This window comes from Stenotrophomonas sp. 80084_Sma (assembly GCF_056481995.1).
Genome location: NZ_CM151177.1, coordinates 4,246,502 through 4,269,384 on the forward strand (window position 1 = coordinate 4,246,502; position 22,883 = coordinate 4,269,384).

Sequence of the window (22,883 nt, forward strand, 5' to 3'; positions counted from 1 at the left end):
GCGGGCCTTCCGTTACATTACTTGTTACGTAATCATAAGCCTCAGCCGAGCATGGGCCGGGCTTTGCAGGGATATGGTGGGCAAAGAAAAACCCCGCCGAAGCGGGGTTTCTCTCAACGCTTCAACAGCCGCTGGAAATCAATCGATATCCAGGAAGCTGCGCAGCTGCTCCGAGCGGCTCGGGTGACGCAGCTTGCGCAGGGCCTTCGCTTCGATCTGGCGGATGCGCTCGCGGGTCACGTCGAACTGCTTGCCGACTTCCTCGAGGGTGTGGTCGGTGTTCATGTCGATGCCGAAGCGCATGCGCAGCACCTTGGCTTCCCTCGGGGTGAGGCCGGCCAGCACATCGCGCACGGTTTCAGACAGGTTGATGTTGGTGGTGTTCTCGATCGGGGACTCCACGTTGGTGTCCTCGATGAAGTCGCCCAGATGGGAATCCTCGTCGTCGCCGATCGGGGTTTCCATCGAGATCGGCTCCTTGGCGATCTTCATCACCTTGCGGATCTTGTCTTCCGGCATGTCCATTTCCTTGGCCAGCTCCTCCGGCGTAGCCTCGCGGCCGTACTGCTGGAGCATCTGGCGGGAAATGCGGTTCAACTTGTTGATCGTCTCGATCATGTGCACCGGAATACGGATGGTGCGCGCCTGGTCGGCGATCGAGCGGGTGATCGCCTGGCGGATCCACCAGGTGGCGTAGGTCGAGAACTTGTAACCGCGGCGGTACTCGAACTTGTCCACGGCCTTCATCAGGCCGATGTTGCCTTCCTGGATCAGGTCGAGGAACTGCAGGCCGCGATTGGTGTACTTCTTGGCGATCGAGATCACCAGGCGCAGGTTGGCCTCGACCATTTCCTTCTTGGCCTTGCGCGCCTTGGCTTCACCGTAGGCCATGGCGCGGCTGATTTCCTTCAGCTCTTCCAGGTCCAGCTGGGTCAGCTTCTCGATGTCGATCGTCGCCTGCTGTTCGGCGATGATCTGGTCCTTCACTTCGCGCAGGGCCGAAGACCACTTCTGCTTGCGCTTCAGTGCGTCTTCCACCCACTCCAGGTTGGTCTGGTTGCCTTCCCAGGAGCGGATGAAGTCCTTGCGCGGCATGCGGGCGGTGACGGTGGCCAGGTTCAGCACGCGGCGCTCATGGGCCTTGATCGACGCCATGGTGTCGCGCAGCTGCTTGGTCAGCACGTCGGTCAGCGGCAGCGGCAGCTTCAGGGTGACGAACACCGCCGACATCTCTTCGCGCAGGCGCGGCAGGTTCTTCTTGTCGCCCTTGGTGGCGGCCTTCTTGAAGGCATTGAAGGCATCGCTCAGCGCCTGCATGCGCGCAGCGACTTCCTCCGGATCCGGACCGGTCGGTGCGGCTTCTTCCTCGCCACCCTCGACATCATCGTCCTCGTCCTCGTCGCCTTCGGCGTCGGCATCATCGCTGTCATCGGACGCGGCAGCGGCGGGCGCAGGCACTTCATCGGCCAGATCGTTGAAGCCGACGATCACTTCGGCCAGGCGCTTCTTGCCTTCCTTGTGGGCTTCGTAGTCGGTCAGCAGCGACTCGACCGAGACCGGGAACTGGCCCAGGGCGGCCTGGACCTGCGAAAGGCCTTCCTCGATGCGCTTGGCGATGGCGATTTCGCCTTCGCGGGTCAGCAGCTCGACGGTGCCCATTTCGCGCATGTACATGCGCACCGGGTCGGTGGTACGGCCACCTTCGGTGTCGAGCGCGCTCAGCGCGGCGGCAGCTTCTTCGGCCGCGGTGTCATCGACTTCGCGGTTACCGGTGTTGCCATCGTTGAGAAGCAGGGTTTCCACATCCGGCGCAACTTCATGGACATCGATGCCCATGCCGTTGATCATGCCGATGATGTCTTCGATCTGTTCCGGGTCGACCATGTCGTCCGGCAGATGGTCATTGACTTCGGCGTAGGTCAGGTAGCCCTGTTCCAGGCCCTTGCTGATCAGTTGCTTGATTTCGGATTGGGCAGGACGTTCGTTGGCCATGTAGTGCTCGCGCCACCGGCTAGGGAGAAATAGGGAACGTAGCATTATACCAGCCCGGGGCCCCGCCTGCCGGGCGGTGGTCCCGCAGGCTCAGGGCCTGAGAAGGAAGGTCACGGGACCGTCATTGACCAGGCTGACGACCATATGGGCACCAAATCGGCCCGTTTCCACCCCTGGCGCGTGATTTTCACGACAGATCTCGACAAATCGATTGAACCCGCGTTCAGCCTCGTCCGGCGGTGCGGCGCTGGTGAAGCTGGGCCGCATGCCCGAACGGGTATCGGCCGCCAGGGTGAACTGGCTGACCAGCAGCAGGCCGCCGCCGGTGTCGCGCAGCGAGCGGTTCATCTTCCCGGCCTCGTCGGCGAACACCCGGTAGCCCAGCAGGCGCTCGGCCATGCGCCGCAGCTGGGCCTCGGTATCGCCCGGTTCCATGCCCACCAGCGCCAGCAGGCCCGGACCAATCTGGCCGACCGCTTCGTCATCGACGTGGACGGCAGCCTGGCTGACACGCTGGATAAGGACGAGCATCGTGGGCTCCAATGAACGGGGCCGGCCACGATAGCAGCGCCCTTGGCTAAACTGGCGCAGATGAATCCGCAACGCAAAGCCCGGCTGGTCTACCGCGCCACCACCCTGTTCGCCCGCCTGCCCTGGCCGCTGCTGCGGGGAATCGCCCGTGCCCTGTCCTGGACCTGGATCAGTCTCAACGCCCGTGAGAGCCGCGTCACCCGACGCAACCTGGAGCTGGCCTACCCGGACCTGGACCGCGCCACGCGCGACCGCCTGCACCGGGAGCTGCTGCGCTCCACCGCCCTGCAAGCCATCGAGACCCTGCGCCTGTGGAGCCAGGCGCCGGCCGACAACCTGCGCCTGCACCTGAAGCAGCGCCACGGCGAGGCCCTGTACGACGCGGCCCTGGCCAGCGGCAAGGGCGTGATCGTGGCCGCACCTCACTTCGGCAACTGGGAGCTGCTGAACCAGTGGCTGGCCTCGCGCGGGCAGATCGCCATCGTCTACAAGCCACCGGAGGACGAGGCCAGCGATGCCTTCCTGCAGCTGGTGCGGGGCGGCCAGAACGTACAGCAGGTGCGCGCCGAAGGCCCGGCCGTGCGCCAGCTGTTCAAGGTGCTCAAGGACGGCGGTGCCACCGGCATCCTGCCCGACCAGCAGCCCAAGGCCGGCGATGGCGTGTTCGTGCCGTTCTTCGGCGTGCAGGCGCTGACCATGACCCTGGTCAACCGGCTGGCCGAGCGCACCGGCGCCACCGTGCTGTATGGCTGGTGCGAGCGCATCGGCCCGGACATGGAATTCGCCCTGCACATCGAACCGACCGACGCCGCCGTGGCCGACCCCGACCCGCAGGTGGCCGCCACCGCGCTCAATGCCGGCATCGAGCGCATTGCCCGCCGCGATCCGGCGCAGTACCAGTGGACCTACAAGCGCTATACGCTGCGGCCACCGGGCAGCGGCGAGGAAGACCCGTACGCGACCGAAGAGCATCCGCACTGACGGCCGCCGCACCCAGGCCCATCCGGCCCCTGCGACCGGCGGCCGCACCACGTTGAATACGACGCCGGCGCCCCCATAGAGACTGCGATGTCCGACTCCCCCGGTCCTGCCATGTCTGCTGCTTCTTCCCTGTTCGGCGATCCGGCCGCGATCCGCTGCGAGCGCGCGGTGGCCGAACTGCGTGCCGGTCGCCCGGTGCTGCTCCACGATGGCCAGGGCCAGCGCCTGGCGGTGATCGCGCTGGACAGCGCCACGGCCAGCAGCTTCGCTGCCTTCGCCAATGCCGCCCGCGAGCGGCACTACCTGTTCCTGACCGCCACCCGCGCCCGCGTGCTTGGCGTGGAGGCCCCGCAGGGTGCGCGCCTGCCGCTGGCCGGTGTTGCCTTCGATGCCCTGCCCTCGCTGGGCTACCTGCGTGAACCGGGCCCGATGCCGGACGGCTGGAGCGCCGGTGACGCCTTCGATGCAGGCGCGGTGGAACTGGCCCGCCTCGGCCTGTTGCTGCCGGCGATGGTGGCGGTGCGCCTGGACGCCGAAGACCACACCTTCGATGGCGCGGCCGAGGTTGCGCTGTGCGACCTGGCCGAGGGCGCAGCACATGCCGCGCATGACTACGAACTGGTGGCGCGTTCGCCGGTACCGCTGCGCGATGTCGGCATGACCACGTTCGCGGTGTTCCGTGGTGGCGTCGCCCAGCGTGACCAGGTCGCGATCATCGTCGGCGAACCGGATCTGTCGGCGGTGGTACCGGTACGCGTGCACTCCTCGTGCCTGACCGGCGACCTGTTCGGTTCGCTCAAGTGCGACTGCGGCGACCAGCTGCGGCGCGGCCTGCGCAAGCTGAAGGAACTGGGCGGCGGCGTGCTGCTGTACCTGGACCAGGAAGGCCGCGGTACCGGCATCGCGGCCAAGATGCGTGCCTACGGCTACCAGCATGACGGCCTGGACACCATCGATGCCGATGCACAGCTCGGCTTCGGCGCCGACGAACGGCGCTACGGCAGCGCGGTGGCGATGCTGCGCGGCCTGGGCATTTCGCGCGTGGCCCTGCTCAGCAACAACCCGACCAAGGCGCAGCGCCTGCGCAACGCTGGCATCGAGGTGCTGGACTGCATTCCGGTCACCGGCGAGATCACCGCCGAGAACGAGCACTACCTGCGCACCAAGGCTGATCGTGCCGGCCACATGCTGGATGTGGACGCGCTGATCCAGGCTGCCCAGTAACGCAGCCGACCTGCTACCGTCTGCGCGGTGCGGCCACGGCCGCCACCGCCCGCCCTGCCACCTGACGGAGCCCGCGTGACCGACGTTCCCCTTACTGCTCCGACCACCGATGCCTGGCAGTCGCTGCCGCGCCGCGCCGCGCGGCTGGCCGCACTGGAAGGTGCCTTCGGCGGCCTGTTTGTGCCGGGCCTGCCGCTGGCCGCAGCCGCGTGGTTCTTCGACCTGCCCGGCGGCCTGTGGACGGCCGCCCTTGGGCTGCTGATCGGCATCGTCTTCGGCGCCTGGCTCGGCCGCCGGCGCTTGACCCGCACCCGCTGGCGGCTGGATGCCCAAGGGCTGGGCCTGCGCCGCGACCTGATGTGGCAGCTGGAAACGCGCATCCCCATTTCGCGCGTGCAGCACCTGGACCTGCGCCGCGGCCCGCTGGAACGCCGTGCCGGCCTGGCCACGCTGATCGTGCACACCGCCGGGACCCGCATGAGCGCGGTGACCGTCAGCGGCCTGGACGAGGCGGATGCCGAGCGCCTGCGCGATACCCTGTCCCACCAGCTCGACCAGGACGCCGACGCCCTGTGAGCCTGCCACCGCCTCTGCCTGCAGCACTGCCCGCCGGTGGCGAGGACCACCGCCTGCATCCGTGGTCGTGGTTGTTCGTACTGTTGATGCAGTTGCGCCATTACTTCCTGCCGCTGGTCGCACTGCTGGTGTTCGGCCAGCGCGGCGACCGCGACCCGATGTGGGCGCAGCTGATTCCGCTGACGGCAATTGCCGCACTGGTACTGGTGTCGGTGCTGCAGTACCTCAGCTACCGCTACCGTATCGGCAGTGATGCGATCACCGTGCGCAGCGGCCTGCTCGCGCGCAACCGGCGCGAGATTCCGTTCGCGCGCATCCACAACGTGGAGGTGCGGCAGAACCCGCTGCACCGCCTGTTTGGTGTGGCCGAGCTGCGCCTGGAATCGGCCGGTGGCGTGCGTCCGGAAGCGGAGATGCGGGTGCTGAAGCTGGACCAGGCGCTGGCGCTGGAACGGCTGGTCCGCCAGCGCGGGCAGGCGCCGCAGGCCGCCGGCATCACCGAGCCCGACCCGGTTGCCAGCACCGCGACTGAGAACGAGCAGGTACTGCTGCGCCTGTCGAGCTGGGACGTGGTACGCATGGGCCTGCTCTCCAACCGCGGCTGGGCGCTGGCGATCGCCGCGTTCGGCGTGCTGTTCCAGACCGTGCCACGGCCGGTGATGGACGATGCCCTCCAGCGCGGTGGACGCGAAGCCTTTGGCTACGCCAGCCATCTGCACCCCGGCGTGACCGGTGCGTTTCTGCTGCTGGCTGCCGCGCTGCTGCTGGGCTGGCTGGCGCTGCGCGTGCTGTCGGTGGTGCTGACGCTGCTGCGCTACCACGGCTTCACCCTCAGCGAGCAGGACCGACGCCTGACCGTATCGGCCGGTCTGCTCAGCCGCACCCGCAGCAGCGTGGCGCGCCGGCGCATCCAGGCCTGGACGCTGCGCGAAGGTACTTTGCAGCGCTGGTTCGGGCTGCGTCAGCTGCGCATCGACAGTGCCGCCGGTGGCCCCGCGCGCGATGAGGACCGCGCCCTGCGCGAACTCGCGCCGCTGGCGTCCAGTACACGTTGTGAGCAGCTGGTGCAGCACCTGCTGCCGCAGCTGCAGTGGCCTCCGCTGCAATGGCAGTCCATTCCGCAGCGCGGCTGGTGGCGGCTGTGCCTCGGCGCACTGGTGCTGGTGCCGCTGCTGGCTGCGGCCGCGTACTGGCGCTGGGGCCCATGGGGCCTGCTGGTGCTGGCGTGGCTACCGGTGGCGCTGCTGGTCGCGCACCGGCAGATGGCACGCATGGGCTGGTACCTGGACGAACACTATGTGGCGGTGCGCGGCGGCTGGTGGAAGCGCTGGTGGCGCTGGGCCGAGCTGGACAAGGTGCAGGGCCTGCGCCTGCAACGCTCGCCGCTGGACAAACTGCTGGGCACCAGCAGCCTGCAGCTGGATACCGCCGGCGCGCATGGTGATGTGGCGCTGACGCTGCATCATCTGCCGCAGGCACAGGCCCAACAGGTGTTGGATCAACTGGCCGCGGCGCTGGCGCGGCGCAAGCTGCGCTGGTAAGCACTACAGGTCGTGCCGATCGCCGGCCGGCAACTGTCGCCATTCCCGAGGTTGCCGGCCAGCGGCCGGCACTACCGCGAACGGGGTCAGCGAGGCATCAGCGCTGCGACGGGCCCCAATACCCCAGGTCCTTGCGGATCTGCAGATCGCGCACCCAGCTGCCGAATGGCTTGCGCCGCAACGCACCCATTTCACCGGACAGGAAATCCTCGGTGGCCGCGATCACCCGTTCACTGGAGCGGCCATCGCGGTAAGGGTGGATGGCATCGGCGTAGCGCACGATTTCCGCCTGCAGCGCGGCGTCCGGGTGCAGCGCGCGCTGCAGCATCGCCTGCAGCTGCGCAGGATCATCGAAGTCGATCATGTGCGGCTTCGGCACGCGGTTGCGGAAGGTCACCACCGGCTTGTGCTGCACGATGAACTCCGAAACGATCGATGAGGTGTCCGACACCAGCACATCGGCGGCACGCTGCGCGGCCATCACCTGCTCCGGCTCGATGAAGCGGGCATTGGCACCGGCCAGCGCGCGGTAGCGTTCGAACAGTTCCGGTGGGCACTTCGGGTGCAGGGTCAGCAGCCAGTAGTGGTCACCGGCGGCGATATCAGCGGCGATCTGCGCATGCAGGTGCGGAGCCGCGCTGAGCCGCTCGGTGAAGGTGGAACCGAACAGGATCACCGGGCGGTCACCGGCCGGTGCGCGCAGCGCGGAACTCTCGCCTCCGTCATCGCGGAACAGCGGGTCCAGCTTCGGCCAGCCAGTCTCGGCCACGGCGAAGTGGCCCTGCAGGCTGGCGATCTCGCGGAACGGTGCGGTCGTGGCCGGCCCCTGCGTGCAGTACAGGTCGAACATGCCGCGCACCCGGAAGTGGCCGCGCGCACTGTCCCGCTTCTCCACGTTGAAGCCATGGAACAGCTGCACCTTGGCCCCCGAAAGGAAGGTCGGCACCCAGTTGGCCGCGCTGAACACCGCCCGCGGACGCATTGCCAGGGCCTGCTTCAGGCCCACGTTGGGCACCCCCGGCAGGCTGCTGCCGGCCGCGCCGTCCTCGAACCAGGCCGCCACCTCCTGCCCGGACGCGTGCAAGGCCTGCGCCAACGGGGCGAGAATAGGCAGCGCATAGCGCTCCGTCGCAAACAACAGGTACCCGGCCATCATGTCCTCCACGACCGCTCCCATCGAACGGCCTCGCATCTCGGCGTGCATTATCGCGTTCAACGAGGCCGGGCGCATCGGCGACTGCCTGGCCTCGCTGGCCTTCTGCGATGAGATCGTGGTGGTGGACTCGCAGTCCACCGATGCCACCGTAGCCATCGCCGAGTCCGCCGGTGCCCGCGTGCTGCAGCGCCGGTTCGAGGGCTTCCGCAGCCAGAAGGCGTTCTGCGTCGAGCAGGCCAGCCACGACTGGGTGCTGTGCCTGGACGCCGACGAGCGCATCAGCCCCGAGCTGCGCACCGCCATCGAGCAGGCCCGCGACGGTGGCTTCGGCGGCCAGGCCGGCTACCGCTTCGCCCGCCTCTCGGAGTACTTCGGGAAGTTCCTGCGCCATGGCAATGCCTACCCGGACCGGGTGATGCGCCTGTTCGACCGCCGCCGCGGCGGCTGGCGCGGCAAGCGCGAGATCCACGAGGCGGCCAGTGTCGACGGCAGTGTGGGCACCCTGCGCGGCGACCTGATCCACTATCCGTACCGGTCATTGCAGCAGCAGCTGGCCAAGACCGAGAAGTACGCGCGGATGATGGCCGAGCACGAGTTCGCACGCGGCAAGCGGGCCACGCTGGGCAAGCTGGTGCTGGCGCCGGCCTGGCGGTTCTGGCGCGGCTTCCTGTTCCGTGGCGGCTTCCGCGACGGCTGGCACGGCCTGGTCTACGCCTACGTCCGCGCCAACTACGTGCGGCAGAAGACCATCATGCTGTGGATGCTGGGCAATGGACAGGCGGTGGCCGACCCGGCGCCTTCCGCGGACCGGCCTTGACCACGCTGTGTCACACTGCGCGTGCGTTGCCTGAAGACCCCCCATGAAAATCCTGTACACCAACTTCCACTACGGCGACGGTGGCGGCCACACCACGTACATCGTCTCGCTGGCGCGTGCGCTGCACGGCCAGCACACGCTCCACGTCGCCGCGCCGGCCGACAGCCGCCTGCTGCGGACCATGGCCGATGAAGGCATTGCCCGCACACTGCCGGTTGCGTTCGGCAGCGGCCTGCCAACGCTGCCCCGGCAGCTGGCCGAACAGCGCGCGCTGCGCAGGCTGGTCCACGATGAAGGCATCGACCTGATCCATGTCAACGGTGCACGCGACCACCGCTTCGTGATGCAGGGGCTGCTGGGCATGCGCCGCCCGCCGATCGTGCTGACCAAGCACAACAGCAAACCCACCAATACCTTTGGCAATGCGCTGCGCGCACGCTGGGCCACCGATCGACTGATCGCGGTCTCGGCCGACACCAAGCGCCTGCTGGAACAGGGCCCGTACCGTCGCTGCCCGATCGACGTGGTCCGCAATGGCGTTGACCTGGAGCGCTACTCACCGCAGCCGGCCGGCACCGGCAGCGCGCTGCGCCAGCAATGGACGCAGGATCCACAGGCGCTGGTGCTGGTCAGCAATGCCGGCACCGACGATTACAAGGGCTGGATCGACCTGGCCCGGGCCATCGCACGGCTGCCCGATGCGGTGCGTCCGCATGTGCACATGGCCGTGGCCGGCCACCTGCCCAGCGCGCAGCAGCGCGAACAGGTGCAGGCGCTGGGCGAGGTGGCCGCGCAGGTGCACTTCACCGGCCTGCTGGCCGATACCCGCGTCCTGATCGCGGCCGGCGATGCTGGCTTCGTACTGTCCCATGACGTCGAGACGATCTCCTTCGCCTGCCGCGAGATGATGGCCAGTGCCAAGCCGATGCTGGTCAGCGACTACGCAGGCCTGCCGGAGAACATCGAACAAGGCGTCGATGGCTGGGTGGTTGCCACACGCGACATCGACGCCATCGCCGCCCAGGTACAAGCGCTGTACGCACAGCGCGATGCGCTGCCGGAACAGGGCCGCGCAGCACGCCGCCATGCACAGCGGGAGTTCGGCCTGCAGACATTCGCCGACGCCACGCTGGCCAGCTACCACGCCGCCCTGGCCAGCACCTGAGCCACGCTCCCCGAACGCTCAATCGGTGATGCCGGGCCCCTGCAGGCGGCGCTCGTGCTCGAGTTCCGCCGCTGACGGCCGGCAGTCGCCGGCGACCGCATCGGCAGGCACCAGCCACCAGCGGCGACGATTGGAAATGCCCGCCATCTCGGCCCGCGCACGATCGATGCAGGCCTGCATCGCATCCTCGTTCACCAGCAGCCAGCGTTGCTGCGGAACCAGCCGCTGCCAGCGCACGGCCGCCTGCAGCTGTTGATGCCAACGTGCTTCGAATCCAAAGGTGGCCGCCGGGCGATCGGCCATCAGCAGGTTCTGCTCTTTCCATGCCACCAGTCCCAGCTCGGCCTGCGGACCGATGCGTGCACTCACTTCACGCATCAGGCCACGGGCCGAGCTGGAGTCGTTCAATACCGGATAGCCGACCAGGCTGTACAGCACCCAGACTCCTGCCAGGGTAGAGGCCAGGGCAACGTGCCGACGCTGGCGCCCGCACACCCACAGGCTCAAGGCCGACCAGACCGCCATCGCCAGCGCCGCCCAGGCCAGCGCATCGGTGGCACCGGGAAGCAACCCGCGGCCATGGGTAAGGCGCACTTCGAAATCCGGATCACCCAGCAGCGCCAGCGCACCCACCAGCCCCAGCGCCAGTGCCAGCAACGCGGTGAATGCGCCCAGCACGCGCTGCACATCGCGCCGCCTCAGCAGCCCGGGCAGCAACGGCGCCAGCGCCAGGCAGAACATCGGCAATGCCGGCAGGATGTAGACGTCGCGCTTGCCGTGCGGAAGCGAGAAGAACAGCACGACCAGCAGCCACCAGGCCAACGGCAGCAGGTAGCGCGCATCGCGCCGGCGCAGCCGCCGGAACCAGGCCGGAAGCGCCCAGGGCAGCAGCAGGAACGCGGGAACCCACATCGACGGCATGATCGCCAGGAAGTACCACCATGGCTGGTGATGGTCCCAGGACTGCGTATAGCGCCGCGCGGTCTGCCGGAACAGGATGTCGTCCATGTAGGCGCGGTACGGCTCCGAACCGGTGGCGAAGCCTGCCAGCAGCATCGGCGCCAGCCACAGCGACACCGCCAGCAGGAAGGCCAACGGTGCCAGCCAGAAACGCAGGTCGCGCACGTGCAGGCGTACCCGCGGCCAGTGCAGCACGGATGCGACTGCCGCCGGCGCGATCATCATCAGCGCCAGCACGCCTACGCCCTTGGTGATCACACCGATGCCGGCAAAGAACCAGCCCAGCCACCACCAGCGCCAGGCCGGACCCAGCAGCAGATGGCGCAGCAGGCCGTAGTTGGCCAGGGTGATGAACAGCACCACCAGCGGATCGATCTGCGCCTTCTTCGCCTGGAAGGTGAAGTGCAGCGCGAACAGCAGTGCCCAGCCCGCGTACAGCCCCACCTGCCGCGTCCACAGGCGGCGGCCGAGATCGACCACGCACCACAGCGTGCCCAGCGCGGCCAGCAGCGAGGGCAGCAGGAACGCCACCCGCCAGTGGCCGACCAGGCTGTACATCGCCGCCTGCAACCACATCAGCATCGGCGGCTTGTCCGAATAGAGCTCGGGGCCGCGATGCGGGAACAACCAGTAGCCACTGTCGACCATCTGCTTGGCCACCAGCGCGAAACGTGGCTCGTCCGAGGGCCACGGATCACGGAGGCCCAGGCCGGCCCCCAGCACCAGCAGGGCCATCACCACCAACAACCACGTCTGGCGCGACGCGTGGGTTTTCAGCATGGGACTCGAAACGGCAGCGGGGGTCAGGCTGCTTTTAACAGACGCGCGTAGAAGAAACCGTCAGCATCGTTTTCACCCGGCAGCCGCTGGCGCGCCACCCCTTCGCAATCCACGCCGAATGCATCGCCCAGCGGCTGCGCCACGGCATCCGGATGCCACTTCAGGAACGCGCGCACCTGATCGATGTTCTCGGCGCGCAGGATCGAACAGGTGGCATACAACAGCACGCCGCCCGGGCGCAGCATCGACCAGCAGGCTTCCAGCAGGCGGGCCTGCACGCCGACCAGTGCATCGATGTCTTCGGCGCGACGGTGGAACATCACATCCGGCTGGCGGCGGATCACGCCGGTCGCCGAGCACGGCGCATCAAGCAGGATCGCGTCGAACGGCACGCCATCCCACCAGGCGCCCGGATCACTGGCATCTGCCGCCAGGGTCTGCGCATGCTCGCCCACGCCGGTACGGGTGTAGGTATCGCGTGCACGGGCCAGGCGGCGCGCGTCGATATCCAGCGCCAGCAGGCGCAGGCTGGGGTCGCGCTCGAGCAGGTGCGCCGACTTGCCGCCGGGGGCCGCACAAGCGTCCAGCACGCGGGCACCGGCCACCGGGGCCAGCGCATCGGCGGCACACTGCGCCGACAGGTCCTGCACCGAGATCGCGCCCTCGGCGAAGCCGGGCAGCTGATTCACGGCAACCGGAGAGGCCAGGCGCAACGCGTCGGCACTGAGCGGACTGGCTTCTGCGGCAATGCCGGCTTCGGCCAGCGCGGCCAGTGCCTTGTCACGACCGCCCTGCTGGCGGTTGGCGCGCAGCCACAGGGGCGCCGGTTGCAGGCTGGCGCTGAAGATCGCGTCGGCCTGTGCCGGCCAATCGCGTTCCACCGCATCGGCCAGCCATTCCGGGAAGGCATCGCGCGCTGGCTGCTCCGGGAAACCTTCGCGCTGCGCGCGGCGCAGGATCGCATTGACCAGGCCCGCCTGGCGCTCACGGCCCAGTGCACGCGCGGCATCGACGGTGGCCGACAGCGCCGCGTGCGCCGGCAGCTCCAGCACGTCCAGCTGGGCGAACCCGACCATCAGCAGCGTGCGCAGATCGGCATCACGCGCCGACAGCGGCTTCTGCATCCACGACTGCAGCGCCGCGTCATAGGTGCTGCGGCGGCGCAGGACGGCGAAACACAGGGCTTCCAGCAGCGCACGGTCGCGGCTGTCGGCCAGCTTCGGCAGCGCCCAGGCCAGTTCGGCCTTCAGCGAACGGCCACGGGTGAACACCTGTGCCAGCACACGTGCGGCCAGCATGCGCGTGGCCGCGCCCGGCGCCGCCTTGGCGACGGAGAAATCGTTCTGCTTCGACACCGCTTATGCCCCCACGCGCAGATCGCGGCGGGCGTTGAGGTAGTCGGCCGCAGTAATCGCCTTGCCACCTTCCCGCTGCAGCACACGCAGGCGCAGTGCGCCCTGGCCACAGGCGATGTCGATGCCATCGCGGCTGGCCGCCAGCACCGTGCCTGGCGCCTGGCCGTGGGCCTCATCCAGCGCCACCGCGCCATGGATGCGCACCCGCTCGCCAGCCAGCGTCGCTTCAGCGATCGGCCACGGATTGAAGGCGCGCACGGTGCGTGCCAGCGCCCCTGCATCCAGCGCCCAGTCCAGACGGGCCTCGGCCTTGTCCAGCTTGTGCGCATAGGTCACGCCCTGCTCCGGCTGCGGCCGCGCGATCGGCTTGATGCCGGCCCGCAGCAGGCCCAGGCCGTCGGACAGCACCTGCGCGCCCAGTTCCGCCAGCTTGTCATGCAGCTGGCCACCGGTATCGGTGGCCGCGATCGGCAGCTCCTGGTGCAGCAGCACCGGGCCGGTATCCAGGCCGGCCTCCATCTGCATCAGGCAGACGCCGGTCTTCGCATCGCCGGCCTGGATCGCGCGCTGGATCGGCGCGGCACCGCGCCAGCGCGGCAGCAGCGAGGCATGCACGTTCCAGCAGCCGTGGGTCGGAATGGCCAGCACCGCCTTGGGCAGGATCAGGCCATAGGCCACCACCACCATCAGGTCCGGCTGCAGGTCGCGCAGCTGCTGCTGGGCGGCTTCATCCTTCAGCGATTCGGGCTGGTAGACCGGAATGCCACGGGCCACGGCTTCAAGCTTGACCGGCGACGGCGCCAGGCCACGGCCACGGCCGGCCGGACGATCAGGCTGGGTGTAGACGGCCACGACCTCATGGTGGCGCGCAGCCGCGCGCAGCGACGACACCGCGAATTCCGGCGTACCGGCAAAGACAATCCTCATGGCTACCCCACTTGCAGGATGGATTCGTGCAGGAAAGAAAACGGCGCCGTCGGCCGGCGCCGTACAGCCCGCGCGCGTCGCGCAGGCACGGGCCACCCGATGGGCGGCCCGGATTGGCGATCACGCCACGTGCTTGCGCTGCTTGGCCAGCTTCTTGCGCACCATCTCGCGCTTGAGCGGCGACAGATAGTCGATGAACAGCTTGCCGTCCAGGTGATCCATCTCGTGCTGGATGCAGGTGGCCAGCACTTCGCCGGCTTCCAGCTGCTGTTCCTGGCCGTTGCGGTCCAGGTACTTCACGGTGATGGTATCGGCGCGGGTCACGTCGGCGAAGATGCCCGGAACCGACAGGCAGCCCTCCTGATACACCCGGCCTCCGTCCTTGGCGACGATTTCCGGGTTGATGAACACATGCGGTTCATTCTTTTCTTCGCTGACGTCGATGACCATGAAGCGCTTGTGCACGTCCACCTGGGTGGCGGCCAGGCCGATGCCCGGGGCGTCGTACATGGTCAGGAACATGTTGTCGATCAGTTCCTGGAAGGCCGGCGTGGTGACTTCGGCGGCTTCGATCAACGCAGCCTTGGTACGCAGGCGCGGATCGGGGAACTCGAGAATGGGGAGAAGGGCCATGGCTGTTTCCGGATAGGGGGCCGGCACGCCGGCATACGTCGCAGATTCTAGCTCCAACGCTTGCCTTGCGCCCCGGTTTCTGGACTATAGTGCGCGGACCTGTTGGGGAATCAGGGCTTCACACCTATGTTGCTTCGTTTTCGTACGGTCGTCGCCGCGGCGATGCTGACCGTGGCTGCCTATGCTACCGCCGTGGAAGTGAATGGCGGGCACCCGGACACCTATGTGGTCCGAAAAGGGGATACGTTGTGGGATATCGCCGCACGTTTCCTGCAGAAGCCGTGGCTGTGGCCGGAGATCTGGCAGGCCAATCCGCAGATCGCCAATCCGCACCTGATCTATCCCGGTGACGTGCTCAGCCTGGCCTATCTGGACCGGGTGACCGTCGCTGCCAAGCCCGGCCCGCGCCAGGAAACCCCGATCGATGCCATTCCGCTGGCCCAGGTCGAGCCGTTCCTGAAGCAGCTGAGCGTGGTCGACAGCATCGAGCAGCTACCCTACGTGGCCGGCCTGGAAGAAGAACGCCTGCGCGTCACCAGCGGCAGTGCGGTCTACGTGCGCCTGGCCGATGCCCAGCTGGGCCAGCGCTGGGCCGTGGTCCGCCCGACCGTGCGCTACGCCCAGCCCAAGCCGACCGAGGACCTGACCGCCAACGGCGACGTCACCCCCGGCAGCGGCAACCTGTGGCGGGCCTACAACGCCCCCAACCACCGCCGCGGCATACTCGGCTATGAGCTGGCCCAGGTCGCCACCGGCACCATCACCCATGTCGCCGGCGGCAAGGTCGAGGCGTCCACCCTGGTGCTGGACAAGAACGAAGGCGGCCGCGAGGTGCGTGCCGGCGACCGCCTGGTCCCGGTCGAGGCCAAGCCGTACGACCTGCAGTTCGTCCCCCATGTCCCGGCCGCCGGTGTCGAGGGCGTCGATGTGCGCGTGCTGGCCGTCACCGACATGTTCACCGCCGCTGGCCCGCGCGATGTGATCGCGATTTCCGCAGGTCGCGCACAGGGCGTGGACAACGGCACCGTGTTCTCGCTGTGGCGCCCGGGCCGCCACGTGGCGCACCGCATGAAGTACCCCACCTCGTCGCGCATGGACGATTCGCTCAGCACCGGCGCCGGCCGGGTTTCGCTGCCGGACGAATACGCCGCGCACGCCATGGTGTTCCGTACCTTCGACAACGTCAGCTACGCGCTGGTGATGCAGGGCGTGAAGCCGGTGCGCGTGGGGTTCAACGCACTGCACCCGGACGCGAAGTAACCAGTCCCGGGTTGCCCGGGCACTGCAGGTAGTGCCGGCCGCTGGCCGGCAGGCACCTCCGGCAAAACCTGACAGCCACATGCGAAGGCGCCCTAGGGCGCCTTTGTTGTATGCGCTCGATAGTGGGGAGATGACCAACCAAGCTGACGAGGCGCTGCTGCGCCTGTTGATGGCAGGCGGCGCGCTGGCGCCACGGCGGGCCCTGCTGCAGGCCGCAGGCAGCGCGGAGATTGCGATCGCGCAGGGCGCCGCGAACTGGCGCGCGCACGGCTGCACGCCCGAGCAGTGCGCCGCGCTGGAACGCCCGGACACCCGGGCCTGGGCCGCGGCACGGCGCTGGCTGGAAGACGACAACCAGCACCTGCTGGCCTTCACCGATCCGGCATTCCCCCCGCCCCTGCTGGATGTCCCCAACCCACCCCTGGCGCTGTTCATCGCCGGCGACCCCAGCCTGGCCTGGCGCCCGTCGGTGGCGCTGGTCGGCAGCCGCTCGCCGACGCCGGGCGGACGCGCCCTGGCCGCCCGGTTTGCTGGCTGCTTCGTCGAAGCGGGCCTGGCGGTGACCAGCGGACTGGCGGCAGGCATCGACGCGGCCGCTCACCAGGCCACGTTGGACGCCGGGGGCTGCACCGTGGCGGTGATCGGCACCGGCCCGGACCGGACCTACCCGGACAACCATGCCCGGCTGCAGGCCCGCATCGCCGCCGAAGGCGCGGTGCTCAGCGAGTACCTGCCGGGCATACCGGCACGCCCCGGTCACTTTCCAGCCCGCAACCGCCTGGTGGCCGGGCTGGCGCTGGCGACGGTGGTGGTCGAGGCCGCCCAGCGCTCCGGCGCATTGATCACCGCACGCCTGGCCGCCGAGGCCGGCCGCGAGGTCTGTGCCCTGCCCGGTTCGGTACTCAACCCACGCGCCGCGGGCTGCCACCGGTTGATCCGCGAGGGTGCCGCACTGGTCGAGCGCCCGGAGGAGGTCCTTGAACTGCTGGCGCCCGCCCTTCGCCAGCAGCTGCCGGGCTTGCAATCACGGCTCGCCACCCCCACTGAACAGGCACCGCCGGTACTCCTGCCGGCGCGCTGGGCCGACGACCCTGACTACCAGTGCTTGTGGCGGGCCCTGGACCACAACCCAAGCGGTATGGATTCACTGATCACGCGCTGTGGATTGACGGCGCCCCAGGTGTCCTCCATGCTGCTGGCCATGGAACTGGCGGGAATCGTGGTGTGCGTACACGGCCGCTACTGTCGAACTCCCTAGTTTCTTCACCTCCACAGCGTCGCGCGACGCAGGCCGAGGGGCAATGAAAGAGAGCATCCTGGACGTACTGCTGTACCTGTTTGAACACTATTTCAGCGAAGATGCGGACCTGATCCGTGACCGCGATTCGCTCCAGAACGGCCTGATCCAGGCCGGTTTCAGCCCAACCGAGATCAACAAGGCATTCGACTGGCTCGATGCCCTGGCCGCGCAGCGGCCGAGCGTGGCCCAGGCACGGGTCGATGGCCCCGTGCGCGTCTACCACGGCCCCGAGCTGGACAAGCTGGACGTGGAATGCCGTGGTTTCCTGCTGTACCTGGAACAGCACGGCATCCTCGACGCCGACCAGCGCGAGCTGGTGCTGGACCGGGCCATGGCCCTGGACCAGGACGAACTGGACCTGGACGACCTGAAGTGGGTCGTGCTGATGGTGCTGTTCAACCAGCCCGGCTCCGAGGCGGCGTACGCCTGGATGGAGACGCAGATGTTCATGGACGAGCCAGAACCCCTGCACTGACCGTACACTTGGGGGCATAGCGCATTCAGGAGCGTCCCCGTGAGCGAGTGGTTCCATGCAGAAGGCAACCGGCAGCAGGGTCCGCTGCCGGCGGAACAGTTGGTCGAGTTGTTCCGCAACAACCAGATCTCCCTGGACACCCTGGTCTGGCGCGACGGCCTGCCGCAATGGCAGCCGTTGCGCACCGTGGTCGACGAACTCGGCCTGATCGTGCCGGCGCTGGACGCTGCCGCACCGCCGGTGGAACCCGAGCCCGATCCGGAACCGGTGGCACCGCCTCCGCCGCAGCCGCCGGTACTGCCGCCGTCCACGCCCTACACCACCAGTGCATCGGCCACCGCCCTGCCGGCGCCGAAGAAGAAGCTGTCCGGCTGCGCCCTGACCGCCATCATCGGCGGCGGCCTGCTGCTGGTGCTGGTCCCGATCGTGGCCATCCTGGCTGCCATCGCGCTGCCCGCCTACAACGACTACACCGTGCGCGCCAAGGTCGCCGGCGCAGTGACCGCGCTGCAGCCGTTGAAGGACCAGGTGCAGCATTTCGCCGATGACGAAGGCCGTTGCCCCGGTGCCAACGACGCCGGCTTCCCGGCCCCGGGTGACTTCGCCCATGCAGGGCTGTCGGCGGTGAACATCGGTCGCTTCAACAATGGCCACTGCGGCATCGAAGCCACCCTGGCACTGCCCGGCAAGAGCCTTGATGGCGACCTGCTGTGGCTGGAATACGATCGCGACAGCGGCCGCTGGGAATGCAGTGGCGAAAGCAACGACAAGTACCTGCCGCCGACGTGCCGCGGCTGAGCCACGCGCACGTCAGCACCTCCAAGGATGATTCAACAGGGAACATGCAATGACTGAGTGGTACTACGCCGAAGGACAGCAACGCCAGGGCCCGCTGCCGGTCCAGGAGATCCGCCAGCGCTTCCAGCGCGGCCAGCTGAACCTGGACACCCTGGTCTGGCGCGAAGGCATGGCGCAGTGGGCTGCGCTGCGCCAGGTGGTCGACGAACTGGGACTGCAGACACTGGCCGACGCCAGCACGGCCACCGGCAGTGGCGGCTTCGACCTGCGTGGCGACTATGCCGCGATCGACAACGGTACGGCGCCACTGCCTGGCACCGGCGCGCTCAGCAGTTCGCCCTACAGCGCCCCTGCGGCGCTCGGCGGCGGCGGCCATGCCCAGCCGGTGATGGGCGGCGAAGTGGTCTACGCGGGCTTCTGGAAGCGCGTGGCGGCCTACATGATCGACTACTTCGTGCTGGCCATCCCCGGCGGTATCATCGGCGCCATCCTCGGTGTGGCGCTTGGTGCCAGCATGGGTGCGGTGGGCAGCGGCGAATCGGCCATCGAAATCGTGGCCCAGCTGGCCAGTGCCCTGATCAACCTGGCCATCGGCATGGCGTACTACACCTGGTTCCATGCCTCGCAGGGCGGTGCCACGCTGGGCAAGATGGCGGTCGGCATCAAGGTCGTGCGCAGCAATGGCGAGCGCCTGACCAAGGCCCGCGCATTTGGTCGCTACTGGGCCGCGGTGCTCAGCACCTTCACCCTCGGTATCGGTTTCCTGATGGCCGCCTTCACCGAGCGCAAGCAGGGCCTGCACGACATGATCTGCGACACCCTGGTGGTCGATCGCTGGGCCTACACCGACCAGCCGCAGCTGCAGCGCCGGGAGCTGGGCACGGTGACCGTGCTGGTGCTCGTACTGACCGGCCTGCTGTCGCTGGTGGGCCTGGCGCTCATGGTGTTCGCGGTTGGCTTCATCGCCAAGATGGCCTCATGAACGGCCATCCTCACGCCTGGCTGCTTGACATGGGCTGGCCGGGCGTGATTCCTCTAATAAGGTGAAACCTGAACGCCCGGCACATTACCGGGCGTTCAGTTTATGGATTTGCCCGTGGCCGCTTCACTAATGCGGCCGTTTGCTCCACCCTAGCGGCCCCTCTCCCCCGGTCCGCCCACAGACCTTTCCTGACATGCCCAAGCACCTGCTCATCGTCGAATCGCCGGCCAAGGCCAAGACGATCAACAAATACCTCGGCAAGGACTACACGGTCCTGGCCTCGTATGGGCACGTGCGCGACCTGATCCCGAAGGAAGGCGCAGTCGACCCGGACAACGGGTTCGCCATGCACTACGACGTGATCGACAAGAACGAAAAGCATGTCGATGCGATCGCCAAGGCCGCCAAGGGCGCCGACGACATCCTGCTGGCGACCGACCCGGATCGCGAGGGTGAAGCGATCAGCTGGCACATCGCCGAGATCCTGAAGGAACGCGGGCTGGTCAAGGACAAGCCGATGCAGCGCGTGGTGTTCACCGAGATCACCCCGCGCGCCATCAAGGAAGCGATCAGCCAGCCGCGCGCGATCGCCAGCGACCTGGTCGACGCCCAGCAGGCGCGCCGCGCGCTGGATTACCTGGTCGGTTTCAACCTGTCGCCGGTGCTGTGGCGCAAGGTCCAGCGCGGCCTGTCCGCCGGCCGCGTGCAGAGCCCGGCGCTGCGCATGATCGTCGAGCGCGAGGAAGAGATCGAAGCCTTCATCGCCCGCGAATACTGGTCGATCGCCGCCGAGTGCGCGCACCCGTCGCAGCACTTCAACGCCAAGCTGATCAAGCTGGACGGGCAGAAGTTCGAACAGTTCACCATCACCGACGGCGACACCGCCGAGGCCGCCCGCCTGCGCATCCAGCAGGCCGCGCAGGGCTCGCTGCATGTCACCGATGTGGCCAGCAAGGAGCGCAAGCGCCGCCCGGCGCCGCCGTTCACCACCTCCACCCTGCAGCAGGAAGCCTCGCGCAAGCTTGGCTTCACCACCCGCAAGACCATGCAGGTGGCGCAGAAGCTGTATGAAGGCGTGGCGATCGGTGACGAAGGCACCGTCGGCCTGATCTCGTACATGCGTACCGACTCGGTGAACCTGTCGCAGGACGCGCTGGCCGAGATCCGCGACGTGATCGCCCGCGACTACGGCATCGCCTCGCTGCCGGACCAGCCGAACACCTACCAGACCAAGTCGAAGAACGCCCAGGAAGCGCACGAAGCGGTGCGCCCGACCTCGGCGCTGCGCACGCCTGCGCAGGTGGCGCGCTACCTGACCGATGACGAGCGCAAGCTGTACGAGCTGATCTGGAAGCGTGCGGTGGCCTGCCAGATGATTCCGGCCACCCTCAACACCGTCAGCGTCGATCTGTCCGCCGGCAGCGAACACGTGTTCCGCGCCAGCGGCACCACCGTGGTGGTGCCCGGCTTCCTGGCCGTGTACGAAGAAGGCAAGGACAACAAGAGCGCCGAAGACGAGGACGAAGGCCGCAAGCTGCCGGCGATGAAGCCCGGCGACCGCGTGCCGCTGGAACGCATCCAGGCCGAACAGCATTTCACCCAGCCGCCGCCGCGCTACACCGAAGCGGCGCTGGTGAAGGCGCTGGAAGAGTACGGCATCGGCCGTCCCTCGACCTACGCCTCGATCATCCAGACCCTGCTGTTCCGCAAGTACGTGGAAATGGAAGGCCGCAGCTTCCGCCCGTCCGACGTCGGCCGCGCGGTGTCCAAGTTCCTGTCCAGCCACTTCACCCGGTACGTGGACTACGACTTCACCGCCAAGCTGGAAGACGAGCTCGACGCCGTCTCGCGTGGCGAAGAAGAGTGGATCCCGCTGATGGCCCGCTTCTGGGAGCCGTTCAAGGAGCTGGTGGAAGACAAGAAGGAATCGGTCGACCGTGCCGAGGCCAGTGGCGCGCGCGAGCTCGGCACCGACCCGAAGACCGGCAAGCCGGTCAGCGTGCGCCTGGGCCGCTTCGGGCCCTATGCGGCCATCGGCAGCACCGCCGAGGACGCCGAGGAGAAGCCGAAGTTCGCCTCGCTGCGCCCCGGCCAGTCGATGCACACCATCTCCCTGGAAGACGCGCTGGAACTGTTCCTGATGCCGCGCGCGCTGGGTGAGGACAAGGGCGAGCCGGTCAGCGTCGGCATCGGCCGTTTCGGCCCGTTCGCCAAGCGCGGCAGCACCTATGCCTCGCTGAAGAAGGAAGACGACCCGTACACCATCGACCTGGCCCGCGCCGTGTTCCTGATCGAAGAGAAGGAAGAGATCGCGCGCAACCGGATCATCAAGGAGTTCGAGGGCAGCGACATCCAGGTGCTGAACGGCCGTTTCGGCCCGTATATCAGCGACGGCAAGATGAACGGCAAGATCCCCAAGGATCGCGAACCGGCCTCGCTGACCCTGGCCGAAGTGCAGCAGCTGATGGAAGAAACCGGCAAGCCGGTGCGCAAGGGCTTCGGCGCCAAGAAGGCTGCCGCGAAGAAGGCCCCGGCAAAGAAGGCCGCGGTGAAGAAGGAAGCGGCGCCGAAGAAGGCCGCTGCAAAGAAAGCGCCTGCCAAGAAGGCCGCGGCAAAGAAAGCGGTGAAGAAGGCTGCCGCGAAGAAAGCCCCGGCGAAGAAGGCCGCTGCAAAGAAGTAGATCCACGCCATGCGTGGATGAGGGGGCGGACCAACGGTTCGCACCCACCATAAGCAGTCATTACCTACCGCTGATGCCGGCCAGCGGCCGGCACTACCGGGTGCCAGGGTCCACCCCTTCTGCACGCGGCAGGGGGATAATGAAGGCCCACGCCGGGCCGGTCGCCGCCATGAAAGAACTCACCCTGGACTCTGCTGTCGCCACGCTCCGCGCGGGCGGCGTGATCGCCTACCCGACCGAAGCGGTCTGGGGCCTGGGCTGTGATCCCTCGCACGAAGCTGCGGTGCACATGGTGCTGCGGCTGAAGCAGCGCCCGATCGAGAAAGGCATGATCCTGGTCGCGGCCGAACTGGCGCAGCTGGAAGGCTGGGTGCGGCTGCAGGTGCTGCCCGACGCCCGCCAGCGCGCGGTGTTGGCCAGCTGGCCCGGTGCCAACACCTGGATCCTGCCTGCCGGCCCGCGCGCGCAGCCCTGGGTCACCGGCGAACACAGCGGTATCGCGGTGCGCATCAGCGCGCACCCGCTGGTGGCCGAACTCTGCCGCGCCTGGGGCGGCCCGCTGGTCTCCACCAGCGCCAACCTGGCCGGCGAACCACCGGCACGCAGCCGCGAAGAACTGGACCCGCGCCTGCTGCGCCTGCTCGACGGCATCCTCGATGGGCAGACCGGCGGCCTGGCCCAGCCCACCCCGATCCGCGACGCGCTCAGCGGCAACGTGCTGCGCTCCTGAGCCGGCGATTGCGCTGCTGC

Annotated in this window: 20 protein-coding genes; 13 read left to right on the forward strand and 7 right to left on the reverse strand. The window is 68.1% G+C overall.

Annotation, left to right across the window (positions count from 1 at the left end; all coding sequences use genetic code 11):
* Positions 1-138 precede the first annotated feature (138 nt).
* Both rpoD and dtd read right to left on the reverse strand, forming a co-directional pair.
* A complete protein-coding gene (gene rpoD / locus ACZK3W_RS19535; protein ID WP_032128565.1) occupies positions 139-1,992 on the reverse strand; it encodes an RNA polymerase sigma factor RpoD in 1,854 nt (617 codons plus the stop codon).
* 90 nt (positions 1,993-2,082) lie between these two features.
* Positions 2,083-2,523: a D-aminoacyl-tRNA deacylase gene (dtd, locus tag ACZK3W_RS19540; protein ID WP_049401012.1), complete on the reverse strand. Its 441-nt coding sequence runs from the start codon at positions 2,521-2,523 to the stop codon at positions 2,083-2,085.
* 60 nt (positions 2,524-2,583) lie between these two features.
* On the opposite strand from dtd, the gene ACZK3W_RS19545 reads away from it, so the two are divergent.
* The 4 genes from ACZK3W_RS19545 (at position 2,584) to ACZK3W_RS19560 (ending at position 6,845) form a co-directional block, all read left to right on the forward strand.
* Positions 2,584-3,504 carry a lauroyl acyltransferase gene (locus ACZK3W_RS19545; protein WP_049461974.1) on the forward strand — a complete coding sequence of 307 codons (921 nt, stop codon included), beginning with the start codon at positions 2,584-2,586 and terminating at the stop codon, positions 3,502-3,504.
* Between the two features lie 87 nt (positions 3,505-3,591).
* Entirely contained in the window at positions 3,592-4,728 is a 1,137-nt protein-coding gene (gene ribA, locus ACZK3W_RS19550; protein ID WP_032128562.1) for a GTP cyclohydrolase II RibA, read from the forward strand.
* A 75-nt stretch (positions 4,729-4,803) separates the two neighbouring features.
* A complete protein-coding gene (locus ACZK3W_RS19555; protein ID WP_032128561.1) occupies positions 4,804-5,304 on the forward strand; it encodes a PH domain-containing protein in 501 nt (166 codons plus the stop codon).
* Positions 5,301-6,845, forward strand: a complete 1,545-nt coding sequence (locus ACZK3W_RS19560; protein WP_336685172.1) for a PH domain-containing protein — start codon at positions 5,301-5,303, stop codon at positions 6,843-6,845. The genes ACZK3W_RS19555 and ACZK3W_RS19560 overlap by 4 nt, the downstream gene beginning before the upstream one ends.
* 97 nt (positions 6,846-6,942) lie before the next feature.
* On the opposite strand, the gene ACZK3W_RS19565 is transcribed toward ACZK3W_RS19560, so the two are convergent.
* Positions 6,943-8,001, reverse strand: coding sequence for a CDP-glycerol glycerophosphotransferase family protein (locus tag ACZK3W_RS19565; RefSeq protein WP_049461970.1), 1,059 nt, complete (start codon positions 7,999-8,001; stop codon positions 6,943-6,945).
* On the opposite strand from ACZK3W_RS19565, the gene ACZK3W_RS19570 reads away from it, so the two are divergent.
* Together ACZK3W_RS19570 and ACZK3W_RS19575 are read left to right on the forward strand one after the other, a co-directional pair.
* Positions 8,000-8,818, forward strand: a complete 819-nt coding sequence (locus ACZK3W_RS19570) for a glycosyltransferase family 2 protein (RefSeq protein WP_049401006.1) — start codon at positions 8,000-8,002, stop codon at positions 8,816-8,818. The two genes, ACZK3W_RS19565 and ACZK3W_RS19570, sit on opposite strands and share 2 nt — an antisense overlap.
* Before the next feature lie 43 nt (positions 8,819-8,861).
* Entirely contained in the window at positions 8,862-9,983 is a 1,122-nt protein-coding gene (locus tag ACZK3W_RS19575) for a glycosyltransferase family 4 protein (protein ID WP_032128558.1), read from the forward strand.
* An 18-nt stretch (positions 9,984-10,001) separates the two neighbouring features.
* Here the strand turns inward: ACZK3W_RS19575 and ACZK3W_RS19580 are convergent, their stop codons facing one another.
* From ACZK3W_RS19580 to def, 4 genes are all read right to left on the reverse strand, one after another.
* Positions 10,002-11,723, reverse strand: coding sequence for an ArnT family glycosyltransferase (locus ACZK3W_RS19580; RefSeq protein ID WP_478450207.1), 1,722 nt, complete (start codon positions 11,721-11,723; stop codon positions 10,002-10,004).
* A gap of 23 nt (positions 11,724-11,746) precedes the next feature.
* Complete coding sequence (rsmB, locus tag ACZK3W_RS19585) at positions 11,747-13,078, reverse strand: 16S rRNA (cytosine(967)-C(5))-methyltransferase RsmB (protein ID WP_010481181.1); 1,332 nt, start codon at positions 13,076-13,078, stop codon at positions 11,747-11,749.
* A gap of 3 nt (positions 13,079-13,081) precedes the next feature.
* Entirely contained in the window at positions 13,082-14,005 is a 924-nt protein-coding gene (gene fmt / locus ACZK3W_RS19590; RefSeq protein ID WP_032128555.1) for a methionyl-tRNA formyltransferase, read from the reverse strand.
* Between the two features lie 120 nt (positions 14,006-14,125).
* Positions 14,126-14,638 (reverse strand): peptide deformylase, encoded by a 513-nt coding sequence (gene def / locus ACZK3W_RS19595; RefSeq protein ID WP_008267110.1) that lies wholly within the window; start codon positions 14,636-14,638, stop codon positions 14,126-14,128.
* 126 nt (positions 14,639-14,764) lie between these two features.
* On the opposite strand from def, the gene ACZK3W_RS19600 reads away from it, so the two are divergent.
* The 7 genes from ACZK3W_RS19600 to tsaC all read left to right on the forward strand — a co-directional run bounded on the left by ACZK3W_RS19600 (position 14,765) and on the right by tsaC (position 22,863).
* A complete protein-coding gene (locus ACZK3W_RS19600; RefSeq protein ID WP_285303472.1) occupies positions 14,765-15,898 on the forward strand; it encodes a LysM peptidoglycan-binding domain-containing protein in 1,134 nt (377 codons plus the stop codon).
* 130 nt (positions 15,899-16,028) lie between these two features.
* Positions 16,029-17,156, forward strand: coding sequence for a DNA-processing protein DprA (gene dprA / locus ACZK3W_RS19605; RefSeq protein ID WP_329893346.1), 1,128 nt, complete (start codon positions 16,029-16,031; stop codon positions 17,154-17,156).
* A gap of 43 nt (positions 17,157-17,199) precedes the next feature.
* Entirely contained in the window at positions 17,200-17,673 is a 474-nt protein-coding gene (locus ACZK3W_RS19610; RefSeq protein WP_005411195.1) for a DUF494 family protein, read from the forward strand.
* A gap of 39 nt (positions 17,674-17,712) precedes the next feature.
* A complete protein-coding gene (locus ACZK3W_RS19615; RefSeq protein ID WP_049423390.1) occupies positions 17,713-18,471 on the forward strand; it encodes a pilin in 759 nt (252 codons plus the stop codon).
* 49 nt (positions 18,472-18,520) lie between these two features.
* Positions 18,521-19,453 (forward strand): RDD family protein, encoded by a 933-nt coding sequence (locus ACZK3W_RS19620; protein WP_049461963.1) that lies wholly within the window; start codon positions 18,521-18,523, stop codon positions 19,451-19,453.
* Positions 19,454-19,646: 193 nt separating this feature from the next.
* A complete protein-coding gene (locus tag ACZK3W_RS19625) occupies positions 19,647-22,133 on the forward strand; it encodes a DNA topoisomerase I (protein WP_336685182.1) in 2,487 nt (828 codons plus the stop codon).
* Positions 22,134-22,272: 139 nt separating this feature from the next.
* Complete coding sequence (gene tsaC, locus ACZK3W_RS19630; RefSeq protein WP_478450208.1) at positions 22,273-22,863, forward strand: L-threonylcarbamoyladenylate synthase type 1 TsaC; 591 nt, start codon at positions 22,273-22,275, stop codon at positions 22,861-22,863.
* The last annotated feature ends 20 nt before the right edge of the window (positions 22,864-22,883 follow it).

Bases quoted from the DNA above. Each gene is read 5' to 3' on its own strand.
- def (WP_008267110.1), bottom strand. From the start codon at position 14,638: ATGGCCCTTCTCCCCATTCTCGAGTTCCCCGATCCGCGCCTGCGTACC.
- ACZK3W_RS19625 (WP_336685182.1), top strand. From the start codon at position 19,647: ATGCCCAAGCACCTGCTCATCGTCGAATCGCCGGCCAAGGCCAAGACG.
- rpoD (WP_032128565.1), bottom strand. From the start codon at position 1,992: ATGGCCAACGAACGTCCTGCCCAATCCGAAATCAAGCAACTGATCAGC.
- ACZK3W_RS19575 (WP_032128558.1), top strand. From the start codon at position 8,862: ATGAAAATCCTGTACACCAACTTCCACTACGGCGACGGTGGCGGCCAC.
- tsaC (WP_478450208.1), top strand. From the start codon at position 22,273: ATGAAGGCCCACGCCGGGCCGGTCGCCGCCATGAAAGAACTCACCCTG.
- fmt (WP_032128555.1), bottom strand. From the start codon at position 14,005: ATGAGGATTGTCTTTGCCGGTACGCCGGAATTCGCGGTGTCGTCGCTG.
- ACZK3W_RS19600 (WP_285303472.1), top strand. From the start codon at position 14,765: ATGTTGCTTCGTTTTCGTACGGTCGTCGCCGCGGCGATGCTGACCGTG.
- ACZK3W_RS19545 (WP_049461974.1), top strand. From the start codon at position 2,584: ATGAATCCGCAACGCAAAGCCCGGCTGGTCTACCGCGCCACCACCCTG.
- ACZK3W_RS19580 (WP_478450207.1), bottom strand. From the start codon at position 11,723: ATGCTGAAAACCCACGCGTCGCGCCAGACGTGGTTGTTGGTGGTGATG.
- dprA (WP_329893346.1), top strand. From the start codon at position 16,029: ATGACCAACCAAGCTGACGAGGCGCTGCTGCGCCTGTTGATGGCAGGC.
- ACZK3W_RS19610 (WP_005411195.1), top strand. From the start codon at position 17,200: ATGAAAGAGAGCATCCTGGACGTACTGCTGTACCTGTTTGAACACTAT.
- dtd (WP_049401012.1), bottom strand. From the start codon at position 2,523: ATGCTCGTCCTTATCCAGCGTGTCAGCCAGGCTGCCGTCCACGTCGAT.
- ACZK3W_RS19570 (WP_049401006.1), top strand. From the start codon at position 8,000: ATGTCCTCCACGACCGCTCCCATCGAACGGCCTCGCATCTCGGCGTGC.
- ACZK3W_RS19620 (WP_049461963.1), top strand. From the start codon at position 18,521: ATGACTGAGTGGTACTACGCCGAAGGACAGCAACGCCAGGGCCCGCTG.
- ribA (WP_032128562.1), top strand. From the start codon at position 3,592: ATGTCCGACTCCCCCGGTCCTGCCATGTCTGCTGCTTCTTCCCTGTTC.
- ACZK3W_RS19565 (WP_049461970.1), bottom strand. From the start codon at position 8,001: ATGATGGCCGGGTACCTGTTGTTTGCGACGGAGCGCTATGCGCTGCCT.